27 protein-coding genes are annotated in these 25,223 nt (G+C 46.1%); all 27 read right to left on the bottom strand.

Annotation, left to right across the window (positions count from 1 at the left end; all coding sequences use genetic code 11):
- Window positions 1–542: 542 nt before the first annotated feature.
- Complete coding sequence (locus tag AC622_RS01770; RefSeq protein ID WP_049669507.1) at window positions 543–797, bottom strand: HPr family phosphocarrier protein; 255 nt, start codon at window positions 795–797, stop codon at window positions 543–545.
- 52 nt (window positions 798–849) lie between these two features.
- Window positions 850–1,791: a DNA-binding protein WhiA gene (gene whiA / locus AC622_RS01765; protein WP_049669506.1), complete on the bottom strand. Its 942-nt coding sequence runs from the start codon at window positions 1,789–1,791 to the stop codon at window positions 850–852.
- 35 nt (window positions 1,792–1,826) lie between these two features.
- Entirely contained in the window at window positions 1,827–2,819 is a 993-nt protein-coding gene (locus tag AC622_RS01760) for a gluconeogenesis factor YvcK family protein (RefSeq protein WP_049669505.1), read from the bottom strand.
- Window positions 2,794–3,720 carry an RNase adapter RapZ gene (rapZ, locus tag AC622_RS01755; RefSeq protein ID WP_049669504.1) on the bottom strand — a complete coding sequence of 309 codons (927 nt, stop codon included), beginning with the start codon at window positions 3,718–3,720 and terminating at the stop codon, window positions 2,794–2,796. The genes AC622_RS01760 and rapZ overlap by 26 nt, the downstream gene beginning before the upstream one ends.
- A gap of 2 nt (window positions 3,721–3,722) precedes the next feature.
- Complete coding sequence (locus AC622_RS01750; RefSeq protein WP_049669503.1) at window positions 3,723–4,187, bottom strand: NUDIX hydrolase; 465 nt, start codon at window positions 4,185–4,187, stop codon at window positions 3,723–3,725.
- A gap of 273 nt (window positions 4,188–4,460) precedes the next feature.
- The gene (trxB, locus tag AC622_RS01745; protein WP_049669502.1) at window positions 4,461–5,414 is read right to left on the bottom strand and encodes a thioredoxin-disulfide reductase; all 954 of its coding nucleotides are present in this window, start codon (window positions 5,412–5,414) and stop codon (window positions 4,461–4,463) included.
- Between the two features lie 122 nt (window positions 5,415–5,536).
- Window positions 5,537–7,027, bottom strand: a complete 1,491-nt coding sequence (locus AC622_RS01740) for a tetratricopeptide repeat protein (RefSeq protein WP_049669501.1) — start codon at window positions 7,025–7,027, stop codon at window positions 5,537–5,539.
- Between the two features lie 1,498 nt (window positions 7,028–8,525).
- Window positions 8,526–9,185 (bottom strand): bifunctional phosphoribosyl-AMP cyclohydrolase/phosphoribosyl-ATP diphosphatase HisIE, encoded by a 660-nt coding sequence (hisIE, locus tag AC622_RS01715; RefSeq protein WP_049669496.1) that lies wholly within the window; start codon window positions 9,183–9,185, stop codon window positions 8,526–8,528.
- Window positions 9,182–9,940, bottom strand: coding sequence for an imidazole glycerol phosphate synthase subunit HisF (gene hisF / locus AC622_RS01710; protein WP_049669495.1), 759 nt, complete (start codon window positions 9,938–9,940; stop codon window positions 9,182–9,184). The genes hisIE and hisF overlap by 4 nt, the downstream gene beginning before the upstream one ends.
- On the bottom strand, window positions 9,937–10,683 hold the full coding sequence (gene hisA / locus AC622_RS01705) for a 1-(5-phosphoribosyl)-5-[(5-phosphoribosylamino)methylideneamino]imidazole-4-carboxamide isomerase (RefSeq protein WP_049669494.1): 747 nt from the start codon (window positions 10,681–10,683) through the stop codon (window positions 9,937–9,939). Before hisA ends, hisF begins: the two co-directional genes overlap by 4 nt.
- Window positions 10,680–11,321: an imidazole glycerol phosphate synthase subunit HisH gene (gene hisH, locus AC622_RS01700; RefSeq protein WP_049669493.1), complete on the bottom strand. Its 642-nt coding sequence runs from the start codon at window positions 11,319–11,321 to the stop codon at window positions 10,680–10,682. Before hisH ends, hisA begins: the two co-directional genes overlap by 4 nt.
- Window positions 11,322–11,342: 21 nt before the next feature.
- Window positions 11,343–11,930 (bottom strand): imidazoleglycerol-phosphate dehydratase HisB, encoded by a 588-nt coding sequence (gene hisB / locus AC622_RS01695; RefSeq protein WP_049669492.1) that lies wholly within the window; start codon window positions 11,928–11,930, stop codon window positions 11,343–11,345.
- Window positions 11,927–13,204: a histidinol dehydrogenase gene (gene hisD, locus AC622_RS01690; protein WP_049669491.1), complete on the bottom strand. Its 1,278-nt coding sequence runs from the start codon at window positions 13,202–13,204 to the stop codon at window positions 11,927–11,929. Before hisD ends, hisB begins: the two co-directional genes overlap by 4 nt.
- A 15-nt stretch (window positions 13,205–13,219) precedes the next feature.
- Window positions 13,220–13,855: an ATP phosphoribosyltransferase gene (hisG, locus tag AC622_RS01685; protein WP_049669490.1), complete on the bottom strand. Its 636-nt coding sequence runs from the start codon at window positions 13,853–13,855 to the stop codon at window positions 13,220–13,222.
- Window positions 13,852–15,036 carry an ATP phosphoribosyltransferase regulatory subunit gene (locus AC622_RS01680; RefSeq protein WP_231589464.1) on the bottom strand — a complete coding sequence of 395 codons (1,185 nt, stop codon included), beginning with the start codon at window positions 15,034–15,036 and terminating at the stop codon, window positions 13,852–13,854. Before AC622_RS01680 ends, hisG begins: the two co-directional genes overlap by 4 nt.
- A 198-nt stretch (window positions 15,037–15,234) precedes the next feature.
- The gene (locus AC622_RS01675; protein ID WP_049669489.1) at window positions 15,235–15,546 is read right to left on the bottom strand and encodes a hypothetical protein; all 312 of its coding nucleotides are present in this window, start codon (window positions 15,544–15,546) and stop codon (window positions 15,235–15,237) included.
- Window positions 15,543–16,010 (bottom strand): DinB family protein, encoded by a 468-nt coding sequence (locus AC622_RS01670; protein ID WP_049669488.1) that lies wholly within the window; start codon window positions 16,008–16,010, stop codon window positions 15,543–15,545. The genes AC622_RS01675 and AC622_RS01670 overlap by 4 nt, the downstream gene beginning before the upstream one ends.
- Before the next feature lie 313 nt (window positions 16,011–16,323).
- Window positions 16,324–17,490: an IS256 family transposase gene (locus tag AC622_RS01665; protein WP_049669487.1), complete on the bottom strand. Its 1,167-nt coding sequence runs from the start codon at window positions 17,488–17,490 to the stop codon at window positions 16,324–16,326.
- 348 nt (window positions 17,491–17,838) lie between these two features.
- Window positions 17,839–18,420, bottom strand: coding sequence for a PepSY domain-containing protein (locus tag AC622_RS20375; protein ID WP_053103701.1), 582 nt, complete (start codon window positions 18,418–18,420; stop codon window positions 17,839–17,841).
- Between the two features lie 122 nt (window positions 18,421–18,542).
- The gene (locus tag AC622_RS01655) at window positions 18,543–19,085 is read right to left on the bottom strand and encodes a PepSY domain-containing protein (RefSeq protein ID WP_049669486.1); all 543 of its coding nucleotides are present in this window, start codon (window positions 19,083–19,085) and stop codon (window positions 18,543–18,545) included.
- Window positions 19,078–20,430 (bottom strand): sensor histidine kinase, encoded by a 1,353-nt coding sequence (locus tag AC622_RS01650; protein ID WP_049669485.1) that lies wholly within the window; start codon window positions 20,428–20,430, stop codon window positions 19,078–19,080. The genes AC622_RS01655 and AC622_RS01650 overlap by 8 nt, the downstream gene beginning before the upstream one ends.
- 2 nt (window positions 20,431–20,432) lie before the next feature.
- A complete protein-coding gene (locus tag AC622_RS01645) occupies window positions 20,433–21,110 on the bottom strand; it encodes a response regulator transcription factor (protein WP_049672731.1) in 678 nt (225 codons plus the stop codon).
- 68 nt (window positions 21,111–21,178) lie between these two features.
- Window positions 21,179–21,703: an acyltransferase gene (locus AC622_RS01640; RefSeq protein ID WP_049669484.1), complete on the bottom strand. Its 525-nt coding sequence runs from the start codon at window positions 21,701–21,703 to the stop codon at window positions 21,179–21,181.
- Window positions 21,700–22,344, bottom strand: a complete 645-nt coding sequence (gene ppaX, locus AC622_RS01635) for a pyrophosphatase PpaX (protein WP_049669483.1) — start codon at window positions 22,342–22,344, stop codon at window positions 21,700–21,702. Before ppaX ends, AC622_RS01640 begins: the two co-directional genes overlap by 4 nt.
- Complete coding sequence (locus AC622_RS01630) at window positions 22,313–23,230, bottom strand: nucleoside recognition domain-containing protein (protein ID WP_049672730.1); 918 nt, start codon at window positions 23,228–23,230, stop codon at window positions 22,313–22,315. The genes ppaX and AC622_RS01630 overlap by 32 nt, the downstream gene beginning before the upstream one ends.
- An 84-nt stretch (window positions 23,231–23,314) precedes the next feature.
- Window positions 23,315–24,124, bottom strand: a complete 810-nt coding sequence (gene lgt, locus AC622_RS01625; protein WP_049669482.1) for a prolipoprotein diacylglyceryl transferase — start codon at window positions 24,122–24,124, stop codon at window positions 23,315–23,317.
- A 17-nt stretch (window positions 24,125–24,141) separates the two neighbouring features.
- A complete protein-coding gene (gene hprK / locus AC622_RS01620; protein ID WP_049669481.1) occupies window positions 24,142–25,071 on the bottom strand; it encodes an HPr(Ser) kinase/phosphatase in 930 nt (309 codons plus the stop codon).
- Between the last annotated feature and the right edge of the window lie 152 nt (window positions 25,072–25,223).

The following is a 25,223-nucleotide window of genomic DNA, read 5'->3' as shown; positions in this document are numbered from 1 at the left end:
TAGGGTAGGGAACCATGGAAGTTTCGCTCAAAAAAATGTAGGGGGAAACAACAAACCAATCAAACTAAGTTAGCGGAAAACAGTTGTTTTAGTAATTTACACAAAAGTGAGGACTTGACTCCATCAGCTTGTCTGTTTTGACCTTTTGGGGAGGGATCGGTCTTCGTTTTAATCGCTAGAGAGCCTGATTTCCTAGTTTATGGGCGAATTTTGACCAGTTAAGGGCGATAATAAGAGGGTAAGGGCGAAATCTAAGCTGCATGGGCGATAATACTTGAGTATAGGCAAATCATCAGTCAATGATAGCTTCGATTAGGAGATCTGCTGCTCCCGATAGGAAGGCTGGATATCAAAATGACGTAATTAAGTAGGTTTTCTCAGGCAATCTTCAGGATCAACTCCTGTTCTTAGGGTGCTGGATATCCCAAGGCTAAGGCTTTGGGTCATCCGAAATTCAACCATTCCCCAAGTGATTGCGCCCATAAAAAAACCGCCCCGCAAATCCTTTCATTAGGATTTACAGAGACGGTCTTAGCCAGCCATTAATCTTTTTTCAAGAACTCCTCAAGCGATTGTAAGGCTTGTTCTTCATCACTGCCATCTGCCGCCAGGGTAATGGTGCTGCCGCTGCTGATGGCCAGGCTCATTAAGCCCATAATACTCTTTACGTTAACTTTCTTATCTCCTTCTATGATGTAAATCTCGGAAGAAAAGCTGCTTGCCTTCTGTACAAACTGTGCTGCAGGTCGGGCTTGAAGGCCCGTTTTTAAATGGACTGTTACTTGTTTTTCAACCATGACATAATCCTCCCTATCGACAGTTATCTGTTTATTAGTGAAGCCTAATTACTTATTTTGAATCACCGGCTCTTAACTTTTCTGCGATTTCATCAATTTTGCGAAGTCGATGATTAATGCCTGATTTACTGATTTTAGCGCCTGAGACCATATCTCCGAGCTCTTTCAGGGTAACATCCTGATATTCGACACGAAGTCTGGCAATCTCACGTAATTTATCCGGAAGGACATCAAGTCCGACCGTGCTCTCTATATATCTTATATTCTCAACTTGGCGCAGCGACGCACCAATTGTTTTATTCAAGTTCGCGGTCTCGCAATTCACTAAGCGATTGACCGAATTTCTCATATCACGCACAATACGGATATCTTCAAATTTCAATAGGGCATTATGCCCGCCGATAATATTGAGGAACTCAGAGATTTTCTCTGCTTCCTTCAAATACGTAATGAACCCCTTTTTCCTCTCCAGCGTCTTGCTTTTCAATCCAAATGAATTCATTAATTCACATAGAGCGTCATTATGCTCTTTATATAAAGATGAGATTTCAAGGTGATAAGAAGATGTTTCCGGATTATTCACCGAACCTCCAGCAAGGAATGCTCCACGCAAGTACGAACGCTTGCAGCATTTCTTCTCAATGAGGCTTTCCGAAATATTGTGCACCATGGAAAATCCATCTTCAATGATATTTAAGTCCGTTAATACTTCCTTTGCTTTCTCGGCGAAACGGACAATATATACGTTATTTTTCTTTAGTTTCATCTTTTTCCGTACGAGCAGTTCAACCTGAAGATCATACATCTTCTTCAGCAATGTATAAATCCTTCTGGCTATCGCTGCATTTTCGGTTTGGACATCTACAACAAGATGGCGGTTTGAAAAGGATAAGGATCCGTTCATGCGAATCAGCGCGGATAGTTCTGCCCGAGCACAACACTCTTTAACCTCTAAGTTCGTCAGCTCTTTCTTCGTTTCCGACGCAAACGACATCCTTTTTCCACCTCTATCTTTTTACGACATGCTTATTAGCTATTGATACTACTGACTTTCAAATCTCTTTCATTTATTAAATCATATATAATCGATGCGACTGCGACTGTATCATGGCGTACTCGATTATGATGAATGGAAACAATATTTTCTTTTATGACACGAACACCCATCTTCTCCAGCCGATTGATGTCAAAAATAACAGGCTGTGCATACTCCTCTTTATACTTCAATTTCAAGTGAGGAGGAATCTCTTCCTTGTTAACAAGGATTGTATCTACGCACTGGGAACCGAGATGCTCATTGATTACCTTCAAATGGTCACTTGCCGTATAGTTCAGCGTCTCTCCGGCCTGAGTCATCAAATTGCAAATGTACACCTTTGCTGCATTTGAGTTTGCAATCTCCTCTGCAATTGAAGGGACGACAAGATTAGGGAGTATGCTTGTATACAAACTGCCTGGCCCCATCAAGATCATATCTGCATTGCGGATGGCCTGCAGCGTTTCCGCCGGCGGCTCAATCTCTTCCGGGCTGAGAAATACTCGCTTGATCCGCTTGCCTGAATACGGAATTTTGGACTCACCGGTCACAACCTCCCCATCATCAAGCTCTGCATGCAAAATGACACTTTGATTCGCAGAAGGCAATACCTGCCCTTTCACATTTAATACCTTGCTCATCTCTTGGATTGCATGAACAAAATCACCCGTAATGGAGGTCATCGCAGCAAGGATGAGATTGCCAAGGGCGTGCCCGCTCAAATGGTCCGCATTATCGAAGCGGTGCTGGAACATTTGCTCAATGAGAGGCTCGACTTCAGACATCGCAGCGAGAACATTCCGAATGTCCCCTGGAGCCGGGATATCAAGTTCATCGCGAAGACGGCCTGAACTGCCTCCATCATCCGCTACCGTAACAATTGCTGTAATATCAACCGGATAGGTCTTCAATCCGCGAAGCAGTACAGGTAATCCTGTACCGCCCCCGATGATTGCTATCCTAGGTTGTCTTAACTTGGACGTCATCTGTGTGTACCTTCCTTTTATTGATATCCCGATGCGTAACTCTCGTATCATATTCATTCTTGTAGCGGTTGCCAAGGAATTCAGCAAGGGTAACAGAGCGATGCTGGCCCCCTGTACATCCAACAGCAATGACGAGCTGCGCCTTGCCCTCGCGCTTATACTGCGGAATCATGAAATCAAGCAAATCTACCCACTTCTCAATAAACTTCTGTGTTTCATTCCATTTCAGAACATAGGAGGATACCTCATTGTCCAATCCTGTCATCGGGCGCATATGCTCAATGTAGAATGGATTTGGCAGGAAGCGAACATCAAACACAAGATCGGCATCAATCGGCAGCCCATGCTTAAACCCGAAGGACATCACATTGATTGTGAAGGATACCTGATGGTTGACCGCGAATTCCTTTGAAATCTTCTCCCGTAATTCGCGCGGCTTCAATTCAGAGGTGTTGTAAATACTTTGAGAACGTCCTTTTAACTCCTCAAGCAAATCCCGCTCAAGACGAATACCCTCAAGCGGCAGTCCTGATGGAGCAAGCGGATGTGTCCTTCTTGTTTCCTTGTATCTTCTGACAAGCACATCATCATCTGCATCGAGGAATAAAATCTCTGGAACAAAAGTCTTGGAGTCATTCAAATCATCAAGAGCCTTAAATAGGTGGTCAAAAAAGTCCCGGCCTCTCAAGTCCATGACGACAGCCACTTTGTTCATCTTCTTCCCTGAGTCCTCCATTAATTCCAGGAATTTCGGAAGCAGTGTCGGCGGCAGATTATCCACACAGAAGAAGCCAAGATCTTCAAAGCTCTGGATGGCAACTGTCTTACCTGCTCCGGACATTCCCGTTATAATGACTAATCGGTGGTCCACTATTTCATTCTCCACTTTCTTATCTTCCATTTCTACTCCCCGTTTCTCTCTAGCTTATAATCGATGAGCTCCGAATCCTCCGTATAACGGAAGGTCCCCATCAACACGCCTGTTCCCTCTATCAGGTGATTCATGATATGACGGTCTCCTTCAGCCATTGGCAAGGACGGAATATCAGAAAGGGCGTGCCACTCGAGTCTGCCTTCCTCTGTCTCCACCAATGCCTGTCCTTCAGCTTCTCTCGCACAGAAAGAGAAAAGCATCCATTCATTCACGATTTCTTCTCCTCGAACGATCACCATTGTAAAAATCCCCTTCAATACGGGATTGCTGATTCGTAAATTCGTTTCTTCATAATACTCCCGAACGACAGAGTCTCGAATGGATTCACCGGTCTCCATCTTACCGCCGGGGGCAACCCACCAATTTCTTCGCGGCTTCTGAAGCATTAAAGCCATGTCATCCTTTATATATAAACAATTGGTTACTCTTTGCATTCCATTCACCTCATGATTACCAACAGAAGCATATAATTATTTGGTCTATCCCCATTATACTATTTTCCCTACGCCTGAACAATGTGAGTAAAACGTACATAAACGCTCACCAAATTGAAATATTTTTCGACAAAAACAAAAAAGGGGCACAGGTCTAAAACCTGTGCCAAAAGTATATAAAAGGGGGTCAATTTCTATTTTAATTCTACCCCAATTTTATTGCGCTTATATTACAGCAGCGTTAAGTAAAGATGACGATTTGTAAATTATTTCTTATTTTGCTTTTTCCTTCAATTTATCCATCAGCTCTTCCACATAATGCTGTGCAGACTGTGCAGCAATACTGCCATCGCCTGTAGCTGTTACGATTTGGCGCAATTGTTTTTCGCGAACATCTCCCGCTGCGAAAATTCCCGGAATCTTCGTTTCCATGCGGTCATTCGTTTCAATATAGCCATTTGCATTTGTAATGCCAAGGCTTTGGAATGGTTTTGTAAGTGGAAGCATACCAATATAGATAAACACACCATCAGCTGGAAGCTCTGTTTCAGCTCCATCAACTGTGGAAACCAATGTTACACTGCCTACCTTTCCATCCTTTTCATTGATGGATTTAAGGGTAGAATTCCAAATAAAATCTACCTTTTCATTCGCAAATGCACGATCTTGCAAAATCTTCTGGGCACGAAGCTCATCACGGCGATGAACAATCGTTACTTTAGAGGCGAAGCGAGTCAGGTAAACACCCTCTTCAACTGCGGAATCCCCGCCGCCGATAACGAATAGCTCTTTGTTCTTAAAGAAAGCACCGTCACAAACTGCACAATAAGACACACCGCGTCCGCCAAGCTCCTTCTCGCCTGGAACACCGATTTTCTTATACTCAGCACCTGTAGAGATAATGATGGTACGTGTTTTATATTGCTTAGATCCGGCATCAATGGTTTTGTATTCTTCCCCATCAATGATTTCCTTCACTTCACCGTATGCATATTCTGCACCGAATTTCTTTGCATGCTCAAACATTTTATTGGACAAATCCGGCCCAAGAATGGACTCATATCCAGGATAGTTCTCGACATCCTCTGTATTCGCCATCTGCCCGCCCGGAATTCCCCGTTCAAGCATTAACGTTGATAAATTGGCCCGTGAAGCATAGACAGCTGCTGTCATTCCAGCAGGCCCAGCACCAATGATGACCACATCATAAATTTTATCTTCAGCCATTATGACACACTCCTCACATCATTCTGTATCCCGTTTATATACGAAAGCTACGCTGTTTATTTTATCATGTATTAGCTTATATTAATCGTATAAAACTATACCAGTAGAGTCCATCGATATGCTTATTGCAGCAAACTAGCTACCTGATTCACATATTTCGACAAAGTCGAAACAGATATTCCATGAAGATTAGCGATTTCCTTCTGCGGAATCTTCTCCCCGCGAAGCTTATGCCACTCATACTCAATAGCCGCAGCCCAAGCCTTTGCATTCCTGAACTTCATGCCGTTTTCTTTCCCCTCCACAAAGACGGAAAACCACAGCAAATAAAGCCCTGACTCAATCAAACGCACCGGACGATGGCGCTCATATAGCAGCTCAGCCACCTCGCCTCCAAAGAAGACCGTCGGATCAGCAAACTCAATGCTCTTCTTATAAAGCAGCTCCTCCTGCTGGAACTTCTCATTCTCCAAATACATCGGGTGGTGCTTAATCATCGGCAGCGCCTTCGAGCGGCTTGATAAAAACAAACCAAATAGACGCTCCTCCGGATAATCACTATCAAGCTTCTTCAAAATCGTCGGCGCATGCTCCTCAAAGCTCGTCTCGAACTCCTCTGCCAGCTCGCCCCACGGCTCAAGCCCCTCCTTATCAGGACTTAAAACCTCAACCTTCTTCCAAGCCTTGCGAGCAGTCTCGACCTTCCCAATCTGATAAGCAGACTTACTCAGCCAATAATAAAAGGTTCCATCACCCTCATAGCCCTTCTTCTGCAGCACACGAAGCCACTGATAAGCCTCCTCATAAAAGCCCGTCAACGCAAACGTCGCCCCAAGCTTCAACAAATGCTCATCCAAAAACGGCCTCACCTTCCGAAGCAGCTCATACACCTCACGCACCTTTTCATCCCGCATCTGATAATGGTAAAAAACCATCCCATTGCAAAGCGCGTGCAAATTCCCCGGATTCTTCTCAAGCACCCGGTCCAGCGTATCAAACGCCTCATCAGCCTTTCCAACATAAAAATACGCCAGAGCCAGATTATTATACGCTGACCAAAACTCCGGATACGTATCAATCATATCCTCAAGCCTCTCGACTGCCTTCACAAAATTACCCGCCTCCAGCAATTTCCGAGCCTCATCCTGGCGCATCATCAAATCATCCTGATACTCAAGCGTCTCCTCAGTTTCATCTGTCTCAAACGTAATCAAATCAAGCAAATCCTCAGCATCCTCGCTGAACTCGCCAAACTCATCCCGCTCCAAATACTCATTCGCATGCTTATAAGCCTCCTTAAACAAGCCCATATGCGCGAAATTATTAGCCAGCAAGTAATGGCACTCTGTCATAAACGGATCAAGATCCTGTAATATATTCAAAAGCAGCTGGTTCGAAAACTGATACTCACCCAGCTCCGTACAAATCACCGCAAGCTGACAAGCAATCATCGGCTCATCCGGCTCCAGCTGAAACGCACGATTCATGTATTTTTTCGCTTTATATAAATCCCTGCGCTGAAAAGCCTTAATTCCTTTCGTAAAATAAAACTCTCCAGTCGGGTTAAATGACACAACTTTAGCATTGTTTACCCAATTAGAATTTTTCCCCATCTAGTCCTCCAAAAGACTTATTGTTTAACCCATAAATTATACCATATTCGGAGAGTTATAGAAAGAGAGGCGGGCTGGGGAAGGGGTCGAATAGTGATGGGCGGCGGGGGAGATCGGGGATGTTATTTGTCCACCCTTTGCCCATCCTTCCTATGCCTTGCCTGGGACTAGGGTGGGCGGTGCCTGGCTTCTCCCATGCTTTGTCCACCCTTCCCCCACCCTTTCTATGCTTTGCCTGGGAATAGGGTGGGCTTTCTCTGACGATTCCCACCTTTTGTCCACCTTTTGACCACCCTTCCTATGCCTTGCATGGGATTAGGGTGGGCTTTCTCTGACGATTCCCACCTTTTGTCCACCCTTTTCCCACCCTTTCTATGCCTTGCATGGGATTAGGGTGGGCTTTCTCTGACGATTCCCACCTTTTGTCCACCCTTTCCCCACCCTTCCTATGCCTTGCATGGGAATAGGGTGGGCGGTGCCTGGCTTCTCCCACCTTTCGTCCACCCTTTGCCCACCCTTCCTATGCCTTGCATGGGACTAGGGTGGGCTTTCTCTGACGATTCCCACCTTTCGTCCACACTTTCCCCACCCTTCCTATGCCTTGCATGGGACTAGGGTGGGGATTGCCTGGCTTCTCCCATGCTTTGTCCACCCTTTCCCCATCCTTCCTATGCCTTGCATGGGACTAGGGTGGGCGGTACCTGGCTTCTCCCATGCTTTGTCCACCCTTTCCCCACCCTTCCTGTGCCTTGCCTGGGAATAGAGTGGGCGGTGCCTGGCTTCTCCCACCTTTTATCCACCCTTTCCCCACCCTTCCTGTGCCTTGCATAGGATTAGGTTGGGGATTGCCTGGCTTCTCCCATGCTTTGTCCACCCTTTCCCCACCCTTCCTATGTCTTACATGGGATTAGGGTGGGGATTGCCTGGCTTCTCCCACACTTTGTCCACACTTTCCCCACCCTTCCTATGCCTTGCCTGGGACTAGGGTGGGTGGTGCCTGGCTTCTCCCACACTTTGTCCACCCTTTCCCCACCCTTCCTATGTCTTGCATGGGATTAGGGTGGGGATTGCCTGGCTTCTCCCACACTTTGTCCACCCTTTCCCCATCCTTCCTATGCCTTGCATGGGACTAGGGTGGGCTTTCTCTGACGATTCCCACCTTTTGTCCACCCTTTCCCCACCCTTTCTATGCCTTGCATGGGATTAGGGTGGGCTTTCTCTGACGATTCCCACCTTTTGTCCACCCTTTCCCCACCCTTCCTGTGCCTTGCATGGGACTAGGGTGGGTTTTCTCTGACGATTCCCACCTTTTGTCCACCCTTACCCCACCCTTCCTATGCCTTGCATGGGAATAGGGTGGGCTTTCTCTGACGATTCCCACCTTTCGTCCACCCTTTCCCCACCCTTCCCTATACCTTGCATGGGACATAGGCGGGAATCACCCGGTTCTCCACACACCTGCCCTCCTCCATCCCCCAAAAAAAGACTCCAAAGGCAATCAGCCTTTAAAGTCTTTGTTCTGGCTTTTATCTGCATGTCGTTCGCGCAGGTTTTTCTCAATTTCGGAGTATGGCAAACCTTGTTCACGCAGCAGGACGAGGACATGGAAGAAGAGATCAGATACTTCCCATTTCAGTTCATTAAGGTCCCGGTTTTTGGCGGCGATGATGACTTCCGCTGCTTCTTCACCGACTTTTTTCAGGATTTTGTCGACGCCTTCCTCGAATAGATAGGTTGTGTAGGAGCCTTCGGGACGCTCCATTTCTCGTGTGGCGATGATACATTCGAGTTCCTTCAAAAAGCTGGCTTCGGTTTCCGGCTCCGCAGATGCTTCTGTCTCTGTTGCTTCGAGCAGCTTTTCTGTGAAGCAGCTGACTGTACCGGTATGGCAGGCGGGACCATTCGGAATGACTTTGACAACGAGGGCATCCTTGTCACAGTCATAGAGAATCTCCTGTACCTTTTGAGTATTTCCGCTTGTTTCCCCTTTATGCCAGAGCTCTTGGCGGGAGCGGCTGTAGAACCAGGTTTCCTTTGTTTCGAGTGTTTTCGCCAAAGAATCCTCATTCATGTAGGCGAGTGTCAGTACTTCCTTTGTATTTGCATCTTGGACGATGGCTGGTACGAGTCCGTTTTCGTCAAATTTCACTTCGTTCATCTCACATGCACTCCTTGTTCTCGCAGTCTGCGTTTCACTTCTTGAACACTCGTTTCTTTGTAATGAAAAATCGATGCAGCAAGCGCGGCATCGGCTTTGCCTTCTGTGAAGACTGGGGCAAAGTCCTCCTTGCCTCCCGCTCCTCCTGAGGCGATGACAGGTACGGTGACCGCTTCACTGACAGCGCGTGTCAACTCGAGGTGGAACCCGCTTTTTTCTCCGTCCTTATCCATGCTTGTGAGAAGGATTTCCCCAGCTCCCAGAGCAACGGCATGCTTGGCCCATTCGACCGCATCTAGTTCTGTCGGCTTACGTCCTCCATGCGTATAGACGCGGAAGCCTCCAAATTCAGGGTCGTATTTAGCATCAATCGCAAGAACGATGCATTGATTGCCAAAGTAAGCAGCCCCTTCTGCGATTAGCTGAGGACGCAGAACAGCTGCCGTATTAACGGATACTTTATCTGCTCCGGAGCGGAGAATGATCCTCATATCATCAACCGTATTAATCCCGCCGCCAACTGTAAATGGAATGCTTAGGACAGAGGCTGCCTTTTTCACAACCTCCACCATCGTTTTCCGTCCCTCATGAGAGGCGGAGATGTCGAGGAATACGAGCTCGTCCGCTCCCTGGTCATCATACATTTGCGCTAGTTCAACCGGGTCGCCGGCATCCTGCAATCCGAGGAACTGGATTCCTTTGACGACACGGCCTTCTTTTACATCCAGGCAGGGAATGATACGCTTCGTTATCATGCTTTTCCCTCCGCTTCCAATAAGGCTTCCGAGAGTCTGAATCGATTTTCGTACAAGGCTTTGCCGATAATGACCCCTTCAATCCCGTCAGCTTGATGATCCTTCAATGATGCAATATCTTCAAGACGGCTCATTCCGCCTGAGGCAATCACCTTTTTACCGGTAATACGGGCCAATTCAGCCGTCGCACTCACATTCGGTCCGCTCAGCATGCCATCATTGGCAATATCGGTAAAGATAAACCATTCTGCCCCCTTATCGGCAAAATACTTGCCTAAATCGAGCACGCTCCAATCACTCGTTTCAAGCCAACCATCTGTTGCGACCTTCCCTCTCTTGCCATCCAAGCCAATCGCGATTTGCCCGGGGTATTTACGAATCATTTCTTCTGCAAAAGCTGGTTCCCGGACAGCCACGCTTCCTAAAATCACGCGGGCGACACCATTCTCCAAATAATGCGCCACTTGCTTCTCACTGCGGATTCCGCCGCCGATTTGGATGGAGACTCCCGGTAATTCCTTCGCCGCCTTCAAAACAGATGCATCATTTACAAGCGAGCCTTCCTTTGCGCCATCAAGGTCGACCATATGAATCCATGAAGCACCCATTTTCGCAAAAGACTTTGCCATTTCAAACGGTGAATCCCCATATACAGTTTCTTGATCATAATCTCCCTGCAGCAGCCGAACACAACGGCCACCCCTCATATCAATCGCAGGGTAGATGGTAAATGTCTTTATCATTGGACAAGCCTCTCCTTCTCTTCTACCAGCTTGATGTAATTTTGGAGCAGCGCTTTTCCCATCTGACCGCTTTTCTCTGGGTGAAATTGCATGCCCATCACATTCCCGAGACCAACAATGCCCGGCACCTCCACATCATAGGAGGCAGAGGCCAGCAGCTCGGAGGTTTTCTCGATTTCCGCATAATAGGAATGGACAAAATAGACATAGTCCTCTTCCAGCCTAGCAAGCAATGGGTGCTCCTGATGGAAATGGAGCTTATTCCAGCCCATATGAGGGACTTTATAGGAACGTCCTTCCCGGTCGATCCCAGCGAATTTCACAATATGCCCTTTCAAAAATCCGAGTCCTGTTGAATAGCCGTGCTCATCACTGCTCTCGAATAATAACTGCATGCCGAGACAGATTCCTAAAAGCGGCTTCCCGCTTGTCACGTATTCTTTCAAAAAGAGATCAAGCTTCTGCTCCCTCAGAGCAGCCATTGCATCAGGGAAGGCTCCGACTCCAGGCAGGACAAGCCCTTCACAGGAAGCGAGCACTTCCGGGTCTCCGCTGATGACCGTTTCGGCTCCAAGCCGCTTTAATGCGTTGTTCACGCTGAATAAATTCCCCATACCGTAATCAATAATGCCGATCAATGCACGCCTCCTCCTTTCTAGTTACAGCATTCCTTTTGTGGATGGAATTCCTTTCACCCTTGGATCAATCATTGTCGCTTCGTCCAATGCACGGCCGAGCGCCTTGAAAATGGCCTCCACAATATGATGGGAGTTGCGTCCATAATGTACGATAACGTGCAGATTCATTCTTGCCTCAATTGCAAGCTTCCAGAGGAATTCATGGACGAGCTCCGTGTCAAAATCACCAATCATCGGTGCCGGAATATCTGCCCGGAATTCGAGATGCGGACGATTACTTAAGTCAACGACGACTTGGGCCAACGCTTCATCCATCGGCACGAAGGCATTGCCGTATCGTTTGATTCCTTTCTTGTCCCCAAGCGCTTTCGTGAGAGCCTGCCCAAGACAAATACCGATATCCTCTGTCGTGTGGTGGCCATCGACCTCGACATCCCCGTCTGCATCAACCATTAAGTCAAAATGGCCGTGCTTGGCGAATAGGTCGAGCATATGGGATAAGAACGGAACTCCTGTTTCAAGCTGTGATTTTCCTTCCCCATCTATGCCAAATGCTAATTTTATATTCGTTTCATTTGTTCGTCTCTCGATAGTTGCTTCTCTTGTCATTGGTTCTTCCCTCCCAGCCTTGCTTCCACAGCTCGTGCATGAGCCTCTAATCCTTCTAATCTGGCGAAAGCCGCAATCTTGGCTGCATTCCGCTCCATATCTTCCTTGCTGTACATAATCAGGCTTGTTTTCTTTTGGAAATCATCCACGTTCAGCGGGCTTGAGAACCTTGCTGTCCCATTGGTCGGAAGAACATGGTTCGGACCGGCAAAGTAATCACCGACAGGCTCTGAGCTGTATGAACCGATGAAGATAGCTCCGGCATGCTTAATGGCACCCGTCACATTCATCGCGTCCTCTGTCTGAATTTCCAAGTGCTCAGGCGATAATTCATTGATAGCCGCAATCGCTTCGTCCATCGTATCAGCTACATAAATACCGCCGAATTCCTCCCAGGCAGCTGAGGCGATTTCTTTCCTTGGCAGGGTTTCCAGCTGGGCCTCCACCTCTGCCTTCACCTCTTCCGCCAATTCACGGCTCGTTGTTACAAGTACGCTGCAGGCGCGCGCATCATGCTCTGCCTGGGATAGGAGATCAGCGGCCACATAACGGGCATCTGCCGTCCTATCAGCCAGTACCGCAATCTCACTTGGGCCGGCAATCATATCGATATCGACATCGCCATATACCTCACGCTTGGCTAGAGCGACATAAATATTACCCGGGCCGGTAATCTTATCGACTCTCGCAATCGTTTCTGTTCCATAAGCAAGGGCTCCAATCGCTTGTGCGCCGCCAACCTTGAAGATGTCCGTCACACCAGCAATGGAGGCTGCCGCAAGAACAGATGCAGGCAGCCTGCCGTCCTCACCCGGCGGGGATACCATCACGATTCGCTCCACCCCGGCGACTTGTGCAGGAATCGCGTTCATAAGGACAGAGGATGGATAGGCCGCTGTACCGCCTGGAACATAAATCCCGACGGAATCGAGCGGTGTACGCTTTTGTCCAAGCATCGTGCCGGAAGCCGCAAGGTCAATCCAGGAATTTTGCTTTTGCTTTTCATGGTAGGCGCGGATATTAGCAGCTGCCTCCTCCATAATGGATAGCATCCCTTCTGGAAGCGCCTCGAGTGCTTCCTCGATTTCTGGCTTTGTCACGGCTAGCGAGGAAAGCGCGGCCTTATCGAATTTTTCCGTATAATGATAGAGGGCTTTATCTCCTTCTGCTGCTACATCGCTTAGAATTTGGCGCACCGCCTCACATTGTGCATCGGTTCCGCCGTCAACACTTCTCTTGAGCGATAGCCCCTTTTGCAATGATCTGATTTCCACGTATGAGCCCTCCTTTTATGCTTTTACATTAAGTACATTTCGAAGCCTTGCCACCATATCAGTAATCTCCCGTTCGCGCAGACGATAGCTGACAGGGTTGGCGATGAGACGTGATGTCACCTTCTTGATAGTCGCATATTCAACAAGCCCATTTTCCCGGAGCGTCTGGCCGGTTGAGACAATATCGACGATTCGGTCGGCAAGCCCAATCATTGGGGCAAGCTCGATGGACCCATTCAATTTAATAATCTCAACCTGCTCTCCCTGCTCGCGGAAATACTGAGAGGCGATATTTGGATACTTGCTTGCAATCTTTGGTGCGACCTTGCTCATCTCTGTATTCGGCAGGCCGGCAACAGCCAAATGGCAGGCGCTGATTTGCAAGTCCAGCAGCTCATACACATCGCGCTCCTCCTCCATCATGACATCCTTCCCGGCGATGCCGATGTCTGCGACGCCATATTCCACATAGGTTGGCACATCCATCGGCTTGGATAAAATGAAGCGCAGAGGCTCATGCTCCAGCTCAATGATTAATTTGCGTGTATCTTCGAATTCAGGCGGCAATTGATAATCTGCTCTACGCAGCAGTTCAACAGCCTCGTCAAAAATACGCCCTTTCGGCATTGCAACGGTTAATGGTTCTCTCATGACCCTGCCTCCCATCCATCGGAATCGATCATATACACAATATTCTTGAAATTATTTGTAAACGTATCGAGTTCAACAATCCCGGCAATGTTTTGCGTCACAACTGCATGGCCCTCTGCACGTAAGGCGGCAGCCTTTTTCATCGCTGCTGACTGCTGGGCTTCATGATAGATAATACATAAGGGCTGTTCCTCCGCATCAATTTCTCCGATTGCTTCAATAATTCGGTCAAGCCGCAGGCCAAATCCAGTGGCAGGTGCATCATGGCCGAAATTTCGGTAAAGCTCATTATATCGTCCGCCATTTCCAAGCGGGAAGCCAATATGGCTGCCGAGCACTTCGAATAGAATACCCGTATAATAATCCATATGGCTGACAAGGGATAGATCATAGGAAAGATGGCCGTTTATTCCTGCCTTCTTCAACATTGAAGCCAGCGCCTTCAACTCATACAAGGCAGCAGTACCTACACCATGCTCCATCATCTCCAGTGCCTGATCAAGCACTTCTGCATTCCCCTTCAGTTCAGGAAGTTTTTTTAATATTTGGCGGCTGTTTTCCGGCAAATCGAGCTCCATCACATATTCCCGGTACCCGACATAGTTCTTTTCAAATAGGAATCGGCGCATCATACCTGCCTGTTCCTCATTTCCCCCATAATGGAGAAGCATCTCCTGAACGAAAGCAATATGGCCGACTGTAATATGATAATGCGGGAGTCCCGCGGCCTGAAGGACCGATGTCAGAAGGGCGAGCACCTCCGCATCCGCTGATAAGGTTTTGTCCCCAATCATTTCAACACCGAATTGCTCAAACTCAGCAAGACGTCCCCCTTCTTTTTCCTGTGCACGGAATACATTCGCGCTATAGGCCATCCTTAATGGATTGCCCTCCTTCAATAAATGAGAGGACGCTACCCTGGCAATTGGGGAGGTCATATCCGGACGAAGCACAAGGCTGTGCCCCTCTTTATCAAGAAGCTTGAACAGCTGCTGGTCCTTGATGGCAGACACCTGTCCGACCGTTTCATAGAATTCAAGAGACGGGGTATCCAAGAAACGATATCCGTATAACTTTGTCTCCTTTGCCATCCGGCTTCGAACTGATTCTTTTAATCTAAATAAATCCGGCAATGTATCGCGCATGCCGATTGGTTTCTCAAACATAAAAATATCTGGCATCCAAAACATTCCTTTATGATAAATTTATACTTTAGTTCGCTAATGTGATAACAAGATGAAGTTATCCAAAGTGTACCCTTCTTACCCCTTACCGTCAAGCAAAAGGGAACTCACTCTCTCTTTCATTCTAGTATGATTCGGCGAGCAGTTAAAATAAAAACCCTGCCCCAGAAGGACAAGGCTCCTTATGTATATCGGTTATCCCCACCACATGGCTAGAACCATAATAGACCAGAGATTGACTACGAGACCGATTGCCAGCAAAAGTATAATGATATAAACATGATTAGATGCCCGCAACTGGCCGCGTATTTTTTGAATGATCATAAACCCGAGCACAAATACATAGATGGCGAGACTGATAGCAGTGATGATAGTCAAATACATTGCTGGTCTATCCAACACCCCAAATAAATCCTCAAAAAAATGAGCCAAATCCTGCGCTTCCATTCCGAGCCAAAGATTCACGAGCATGAGAATGAGGAGAGAAATAAATACAGGCCTGCTCATCGCTCATGCCTCGCTGATTCAATCTGTCTAAAGTGATGCTTATCATGCTCGATTTGACCTTGAAAATAAACAGCCAAGGTGATGGGTGTATGCTTCAATAGGAATTCCCGCTCCCACCCTTCGTCATCTAGCAGTTGAATGGCAGCGATTAATTTTTGACGGCCTTCTATTAATGCTGCAATCGTTTCTTCCTGGCTGCGTTGTCGGCTGATAGCCGCTGATTCCTGGTTCGTCTGATGGACATCCGGACTCTCCGGGAATGGGCCGCCTTTTTGAAAAAAGGGAATTCGCTTTGTTCGCACGAAATCGTCCCAGGGAATAAAATGCCCGGCCACTTCCCCAATCGTCCATTTCCCCTCCGCAATCGGTGTGCGCCATTTCTTGTCCGTTATATGCTTCCATTGAGCGGCTTGATTAATGGAATCCCGATAGTGCTGGATGACTGTATCCTTACCTTCAATCAAATGTACTCACTCCTTCTTTTTATGTATTTCGACATTCTATTTGGAAACCCCTTTTCAGCCATTCGCCCTTAAACAGATTGATTTCGCCCTTAAAACGAAGATATAAAGTCAAGTCCTCACTTTTGTGTAAATTACTAAAACAACTGTTTTCCGCTAACTTAGTTTGATTGGTTTGTTGTTTCCCCCTACATTTTTTTGAGCGAAACTTCCATGGTTCCCTAGCTCACAATCAGTGAAGGTTGTCAAAGATGTCCTTTCCTTTGACTACCTTCACTGATTGTGAAATCATCATGGATGGAAGTTTAAAATAGACCTATTTACCAAGAGATTTTTTCTTGTCATAGCTAGATTCTTGATAATGCATCAAAACAGCTCCCACTAACCGAAACGCAGATTGGGTGTTTGGAAAAATCCGTATGACCTTTTCTCTTCTGCGGACTTCCTGATTTAGTCGTTCCAGTGAGTTTGTACTGCGGATATGAGGATGCATCTTCGCGGGATGACTCATGTATTGGATGGTATCTTCATATCCATCATCAAGTATTTCCAGGGCCTTTTCATACTTAGGTTCGTCACTAAATTGCTTCATTAATTCCTCCTTGAAACGCCGGCTATCCTCTATTTTTACAGCTCCGAATACTCGCTTGATCATGCTCCGTATTTCTTCCGAATTCTTTTTGGGAAGCTTCTCGATTATGTTGCGCTTAAAATGGACATTACATCTTTGCCAGCTAGTCCCAATGAACTCACGCTGGATGGCTTTCTGTAAGCCCTGATGTGCATCGGAAATCACGAGTTTTGGGGATTGGAGACCACGAGATTTAAGCTGTTGGAAAAATCTCGACCAACTTTCGAAGCTTTCCACATGATCTATGCTCAAGCCGAGGATTTCCCTTTTGTTTTTCTCCGTTATAGCTGTCGCTATATAGACAGCTTTTGATACAACCCGATGGTTTTCCCGCACTTTAATGTACATGGCATCCACGAAAAGATAAGGATAATAATCCATATTTAATGGTCTATTTGCCCACTCGTTCACAACGGGATCCAACTTTTGAGTAAGAGAAGAAACAAATGATTTAGAGACACTTTCACCGCAAAGCTGTTCGATGATATGTGTCACCTTACGGGTAGAGACTCCATTGATCACCATTTCCAGCATGGATAAGATGAAGGCTTGGTCACAACGAGCATATTTCTCGAAGACCGTAGGGGAGAAGTCACCACTTCGAGTTCTGGGAACCCTCAACTCAAGCTTGCCGATACTCATCGTCAACTCACGATCATAGTAGCCGTTTCGAAAATCACGTCGCTGGTTGGTGCGCTCATAAGCCGAGGCTCGGATGAACTCATCTCTCTCTTTCTCCATGTACTCGTTTAAGACCAATACAACCGCCGATTTAATGACAGTATCTAGATTAGAATTAATAACGGATTCTTTTAAAATGTCCATATCAAGGTTAGACTGTAACTGAGTCATTTATATTCCTCTTTTCCACTAATTTTTCGTAGCTGAAAACAGTGTTGCCAAGAGTGAATAAAATGACTCTCTTTTTTTACACAATTATATGGACTTAATCAGATATAAGGAAAATTCCATTCATAAAGAACCTCCGTCCAGGCCCAGAAGACAAAAAACAGACAAGCTGACATGTTTTTTAGCATCGGATCTATTTTTCTGAACCCACTTTGCCCAAAAACATACCTTCATTACGCCTTTTTGATTTTCGAGCCTATTCAGGAGGATTCAATTTTCCCCACCTAATTTGAATAGCAGCAAAAAAAGCGGAGAAACCCATCCGGGTTCCTCCGCCTGTCTCTGCAAAGCTTAGTCTTCTAAATCTTGTTCTACTTTAAGAATTTTTCCTGTATAGGCATCGACTTCTACATCATATTCGACGTTTCCGTCCTTGAATTCAAGCTCATATACTTGAGTTTGGTCATCATCATCATGGTCCAATTCCACTTTTGTAACTGTACCTTTTGCGACTGTTTTCGCACTCTTGATGGCTTCAGCTTTTGTGATGACCGCTTTCTTGGCTGCAGCTTCATTGGCTTTGTTTGTTTGGGCAGCATTCGCTTTTTCTTCCTTTACCGCTGCAGCTTGGACTGTTTCACGCTCAGTAATGGTTGCTTTTCCTGTCTTGGCATCAACCTCAACGTTTACTTCTTCTTTATTGCTTTGAATTTCAAATTCATAATGCGGGCGGTTGTCGTCATGATCATATTCTGCCTCTATGATTGTTCCGTTTACTTCCTTCAATGCGATGTCCTTTGCTTCCTGTTCGGTCATCAGCTTCGGGCTTGTCTTCTCCTGGTTGGCCGCAGAGCCTGTTGTCATAGATTGCGCAAGGGCAAATCCTCCAAATACCGCTGCTGAAATGGTTAGTCCGATGAATAATTTCTTCATGATTATCTCTCCTTCATTTCTTTAACTTACTTGTATTGTAGAACGTCCACATTAAGCGTAAATTAGAAAAAGATTAGAGTTTCATGAGAAAGGAGAAGAAAGATTAGAATGACATGAGGAGATCAGTCATCATACGTGATGGTGATGATTTCCCCAGTGAGCGCATGGATTTGCAGGGTTGCCTCATCCTCGTCATTTTCCATATCGACATTGTAATAACCGCCGTCATCCGTTGAGACAAATTCAATCTCATCTATCTCACCGTTAAACTTAGATTGCGCGATATCTCTGACTTGATTCTCTGTGAGCCGCTTGATCTCTGCTGGTTCAGCAGGCTTTTCCTCTGTCGGTACCTCCTCGTTTGTTTCCGATTGTTCCTCTTGCTTAGTTCCCTTTTTAACTACCTTCAAATCAGCGAAGGTACCGTTTATCTCATCGACGATGACCTGATAGACATCGTCATTTTTCGTGAAGATGACCTTGTATTGATCATTCTTTTTCGTCATCGATTGGACTTCTCCATTATAAAGAGAGGAGACTCGATTTTTGATTTCTGCTTCTCCAAAGGTCGTCTTCGTGATGATTTGATTATAAGCATACCCTGCAAAGAGGATAATGCAGATAAGGAGAAAAATAGGCAAGATCCAAAGGCGTTTCTTAGTCATGCTTTTCTACCTCCTTTGGCAGGGTAATGATAAAGGACGTTCCTTCCCCAAGCACACTTTCCACCGTTATCGTCCCGCCAAGAAGCCCGGCGAAATCCTTCGCAATAGCCAGTCCAAGCCCCGTTCCGCCTGTTTGGCGATTACGGTCTTTATTCACGCGGTAGAATCGGTCAAAAATATGGGGGATATCCTCTTCCTTAATCCCAGGCCCATAATCCCTGACTTGAATGGTGATGTCATTGCCCTTTTCAACGAAGACATCGATTTTCCCTTCGCTGTATTTACGGGCGTTATCAAGGAGGATGAACATCATCTGCCTTAGCTTGGATACATCTGTCGAGAAGGAGAATTCCTCGCCGTGAAGGGTAACCTCCCGCTTATAAGCCTTTTGAAAGCTGTCGATAATTTCCGTCAGGAGCGCAGTTGTAGTAACAGACTCCCATTTCAGCTGCAGCGTTTCATTGGCCTTTGCGAGTTCTAGCATCTGCTCTATCATCACCTTCATTTGCCCCGTTTGCGAGGTAATCGCCTCCAATGCCTCACGGTTAATATCTTCATTCTTAAATCCTCTGCGCTGCAGTAGCTTTGCGTAGGATTCAATGATTGTGAGCGGTGTTTTCAATTCATGAGAGGCATTTCCGACGAATTGCTGCTGCTTATTATAGCTGTCCTCTAGCTTATCCATAAGCGAATTATACGTATAGGTCATCTCAGCAATTTCTCCCTTCTTATTGTCCGGGAGCTCCAGCTTGTCATATCTGGAATCAGAGATATTCCGCCTCATCGTACTGGTCAGTCTTTGAATCGGGAGGACAATCAGCCGTACGAGCAGCTGACTTGCCAAATAGATGGGAATGATTGCAAGCAGGGTGATGAGGATTAAGATCCATTTCAAAATGGTCATATTCGCAGACACCTCTTGCAGGGGCTGGACGAGATGTACATTCACCACTGACTGATCTGGCCAGATCATCGGATAGCGAATGGCCATTACAAGCTCGCCCTCCCACTCTGAAACGGTATACTTCTCCCCTTCCTTTAGTGCATAATCCATCTTATCTGCAGTGGATGTTGCCTGAAGGCGCAAAAGGGCCTGGTTATCCTCATCCGTAATATAAATCATCCCGTTCTGCGGAATGTAGGAACGGAGGAGGGTATCAATATTCGCCGTACCGTCGAGCTCACTGATGGCTGCTAGTATTTCATCCCCCTCCATCTGCAGCCGGTGGTATTCCGTGTCATAGGCCAGGTATTTGTACAAATAGTAAATACCAGTGAAGCTGATTATGAAAATAAAGAGTGTGAGGACAGTGGATAATAGATTGATTCTTGTTTGTAATTTCATCCCTATTCCTCCTTCATCACATACCCGACGCTTCTGACCGTCCGAATGACCGAATTGCCTAATTTTTGACGAAGATAGCGGACATACACATCCACTACATTCGTATCTCCGTAATAATCAAATCCCCAAACGGCATCGAGAATCTGTTCTCGCGATTGAACGATATTCGTATTCCTCATAAAGTGGACGAGCAAATCAAATTCTCTCGGCGTCAGCTCAACCACCTTGCCATCCTGTGTGACCGTATGGCTGTCAATATTGACATGAATAGAGCCATAGCGGTACTCATTGATCACAGGCGCTACGGCAGCTGCTGCGGAATGATAGCGCAAGTTAACGCGAATCCGGGCGAGCAATTCTTCAAATTCAAATGGTTTTGTGACATAATCATTTGCACCGAGATTGAGTCCTTCCACCTTATCCTTCACATCACTCTTGGCTGTTAATAGAATAACAGGCACCAAGGATTTAGCCCGGATATGTTTCAGCACCTCGAGGCCGTTCATTTCCGGCAGCATAATATCCAGCAGGACAAGGTCAAAGTTCCCTCTCTGAAAGGCTTCCAAGCCTTCCCTCCCTGTATGAGCGATAGCCGTATCAAACTCCTCAAACTGGAGCTCAAGCTGTAAAAGCCTGGCGAGCTGGGGCTCGTCCTCTATAATCAATATATTGTTTTTCATTTGTCTGTTCACCTCTAGATAAAGGATGGATTCCTCCCTTTTAGTATAAAACAAAAAGAGACAAACCCCTAAAAAGGATCTGCCTCTCCCTGTCGTTTCTTCATTTCTTCAGCTGTATAAATCATCTTCATCGGGTTGCCGCCAACGAAGGCGCCGGCTGGAACATCACGATGGACGAGTGTTCCGGCTGAGACGATGGCGCCGTCACCAATCGTCACGCCGGGAAGAATCGTTGTGTTAGCGCCAATCATGACCTCATCACCAATCACAACCTCTCCAAGCCGGTATTCTTTAATCAAATATTCATGAGCGAGAATCGTTGAATTGTAGCCAATAATCGAGTTGCGTCCAATCTTAATCATTTCCGGATACATAATATCCGGCATCACCATGAAGGCAATGGATGTTTGATCGCCAATCTTCATACCCGTAAAGGAACGGTACAGCCAGTTCTTCAGGCGCATAAATGGCGTGTAGCGTGCAATCATAAGCACAAGGACATTACGGAATACCTTCCAGAAGGAAACCGTCTTATAAATATGCCATAACGAGTTGCCTTCACCCTTCAACGGATAGCGCCTTGTTCTTCTCATGCTTCCACAATCGCCAAGAGATCACGCATATTATCAAGAATATAGTCCGGGCCATATTGCTCGAGATAATCTCTTCCTTTAATCGTCCAAGCCACACCAGCCGTTTTCGTGCCGGCATTTTTGCCTGCAAGGATGTCATGGCTGTTGTCGCCAACCATAATCGTTTCCTCTGCAGATGAACCAATCAATTTCAAAGCGAGTTCAATCGGCTCTGGGTCCGGCTTCGTGTTCTTGACATCATCATAAGTAACAATCACATCAAAGAATTGGTCAAGCCTTCCCTTTACCAAGCCTGGCTCTACGGCTTTACGCATCTTCGTGGTGACGATGCCGACTTTATAATTACGTTCCTTTAGTTCTTGAATGGTATCAAATACACCCTCATACTCTCGGACAAGCGAATCATGATGGAGATGATTGTGCGCGCGGTAATGCTCAATCATTTCCTCAGCACGCTCAAGGTCTAATCTGCTAAATGTTTCGCGAAGAGAAGGACCGATGAATTCATACACGTCCTCACGAGTATATTGATTTGGATAATAATGCTCTAATGTATGAAGAAATGAAGCAATGATCAATTCGTTTGTATCAATTAATGTTCCATCTAAATCAAATAATAGGGTTGTGATTTTCTTGTCCACTAGGGTTTACCTTTCCTTTCTTTGCATCCACTCTTGCCCAAATTCGTGAAATGATCATGGCTAACAGGATCGCCGTTACAAGCCTGATGATGAGGAGCGGAATGACCGGAACTCCGAGCGGGATAAAAATCACCGTATCCTCTACAACGGCATGGCAGGCCACTAGGAAGATAAAGGCGATGGTGATATCCTTCCTGCTGACACCGTCTTCACGGACTGCCTCAAGCATGACACCTGCCCCGTACGCCAGGCCAATGACAAGACCTGCAACAAGTGTCATCGATGTATTTTCCTTCATGCCAAGCATTTTCGTCACCGGCTTCATCCAGGTCGAGAAGAGCTTCAGCCAATTCAAATCCTTCATAATTTGAATCACCAGCATGAGCGGGATAATGATTAACGCAAGCTTCAGTGTGCCTGTTGTTGCCGCTGCCAGCCCGTTCCATAGAATGGCCCCAATACCGGTGATGGTCTCTTCACCGCCGACCGCTCCGCCATATTGGATGACTTCGCTGCCCCCTTGCCAAACAAGGTTGATGACAACTGCAGAGATGAGGGCAAGACCAATCCTAGTCGCCAAGACTACCCACAGTTTAACACCAACCTTTAAGGCAACACTCGTTTCTATAATGAGGTTATGACAAAAGGACAGCATCACTGCGATGATGAACACTTCCTTCACCGTCAATGAGTCAAGGGCCAGAATGCCGCCGATTCCGGCATACAGGTTCAAAAAGTTCCCAAGAACAAGCGGAATAGCCGCATCACCTGGCAGACCAATCAAGCCCATCACCGGGCTGATTAAATCAATCAGCCACGGCAAGACAGGCGTATACTGCAAAATAGAGACAAATAACGTAATCGGGAAGATAACCTTCCCAAGCATCCAAGTTGTCTTTAGACCAGACTGCAGCCCTTTAACCCATGTACTTTTCGTCAAAAACACTCCTCCCCCTTTTCCCCTTATCGCTTACATATCGAGATATTTCTTCTGTGAATGGCCAAGCTTTCGTCTAACAATGATTAAAATGATGCCAGTGAAAATAAGCACCAGGGATAACAGCTGTGCCATGCGCAATGTATCAAACAGCATCAAACTATCCGTACGTAAGCCTTCAACGAAGAACCTTCCGATGGAATACCAAATGACATAGGTCAGGAAGAGCTCGCCTTGGCGGAGATTCACCCTGCGCAATCCAATCAGAATGGCAAACCCAACAATATTCCACACAGATTCATACAGGAAGGTTGGATGATGATAGGCTCCATTTATGTACATTTGATTAATGATAAAATCTGGAAGGAATAAATTCTCCAGGAAACTGCGGCTCACTTCATTACCATATGCCTCTTGGTTGATGAAATTACCCCAGCGCCCAATTGCCTGTCCAAGAATAATAGATGGAGCAGCAATATCAGCGAGCTTCCAGAAGGATAAATTCTTCATCTTAGCAAACACAATTGTCGTGATGACAGCTCCAATAAGAGCCCCATGAATGGCAATCCCGCCATTCCATATCTTCACGATATCGCCTAAGTGATCCTTATAATAAGACCATTCAAAAATGACATAATAAATCCTTGCACTGATAATGGATATTGGTACCGCATAAATCAGCAAATCAATAAAAACATCTTTATCAAGTCCGCGGCGTTCGGATTCCCGCATCGCAAGCCACAACCCGAGAAAGACACCAAGACCAATAATGACTCCATACCAGTAAATCGATACAGATCCAATCTGAATCGCTACCCGATCAATTGTCCCAATCGTCCCCATTTTGTTTGTCCACCTCTTTATTCATGTTTATCATGTTCAATGGCTTCGTTCAGCTTTTCTGTGAATTGCTGAGCCGTGTTCACACCCATTCGCTTCAGACGGAAATTCATAGCAGCCACCTCAATAATGACCGCGATATTCCGGCCTGGGCGGACTGGGATATTCATGCGCGTAATATTTGTATCGATTATGCGCACTTTTTCTTCCTCAAGACCTAGCCTATCATAATTCTTTTGCTGGTCCCAAAGCTCAAGATTGATAACAAGTGAAATCTTTTTATGGCTGCGAACGGCCCCTGCACCAAATAAGGTCATCACATTGATGATGCCCACTCCCCTGATTTCAAGCAAATGCTCAATTAATTCAGGTGATGTGCCGACTAAGGTATCATCGTCCTCCTGCCGGATTTCAACACAGTCATCGGCAACGAGACGATGCCCCCTCTTTACAAGCTCAAGGGCTGTTTCACTTTTACCTACACCGCTTTTTCCTGTTATCATAACGCCAACGCCATAAATATCAACAAGCACTCCATGGACAGCAGTTGTCGGTGCTAATTTACTTTCAAGGAAATTCGTTAAGCGGCTTGAGAAGCGTGTTGTTTTCGTCGTACTGCGAAGAACTGGGACGGATACCTTCTCTGATGCGAGAATTAGTTCTTCTGGAATATCAATGCCTCTCGTGACAATAATACATGGTGTAATATCACTGCATAGACTCTCCATCCGGCTTAAACGCTCTTCAGGAGTGAGTCTGGAGAAAAATGTCAATTCAGTCATACCGAGGATTTGAATACGGTCAGCCGGGTAATAATCAAAATATCCGGCGATTTCAAGTCCAGGCCTTGATAAATCACTTACTGTAATTGGTCTATTGATGCCTTCTTCGCCACTGATCAGTTCAAGATTAAACTCATCAATGAGATCTACTGTTTTTACTTTGGGCAAAAAAATTCCCTCCCTGAACATTATTCGGAAATCGTGTTTCCATTTTATCATTATTTCCTATTAAACCATACACTAACAGAGATTTAATTCTGTTTTTCTGGCGTAGGATACGGTAGGATAAGGATAGAAATATTCATATAAGGAGAGCTGAG

It is taken from the genome of Bacillus sp. FJAT-27916 (genome assembly GCF_001183965.1).
GTDB lineage: Bacteria > Bacillota > Bacilli > Bacillales > Pradoshiaceae > Pradoshia.
This window is presented reverse-complemented; position numbering and strand designations above follow the sequence as displayed.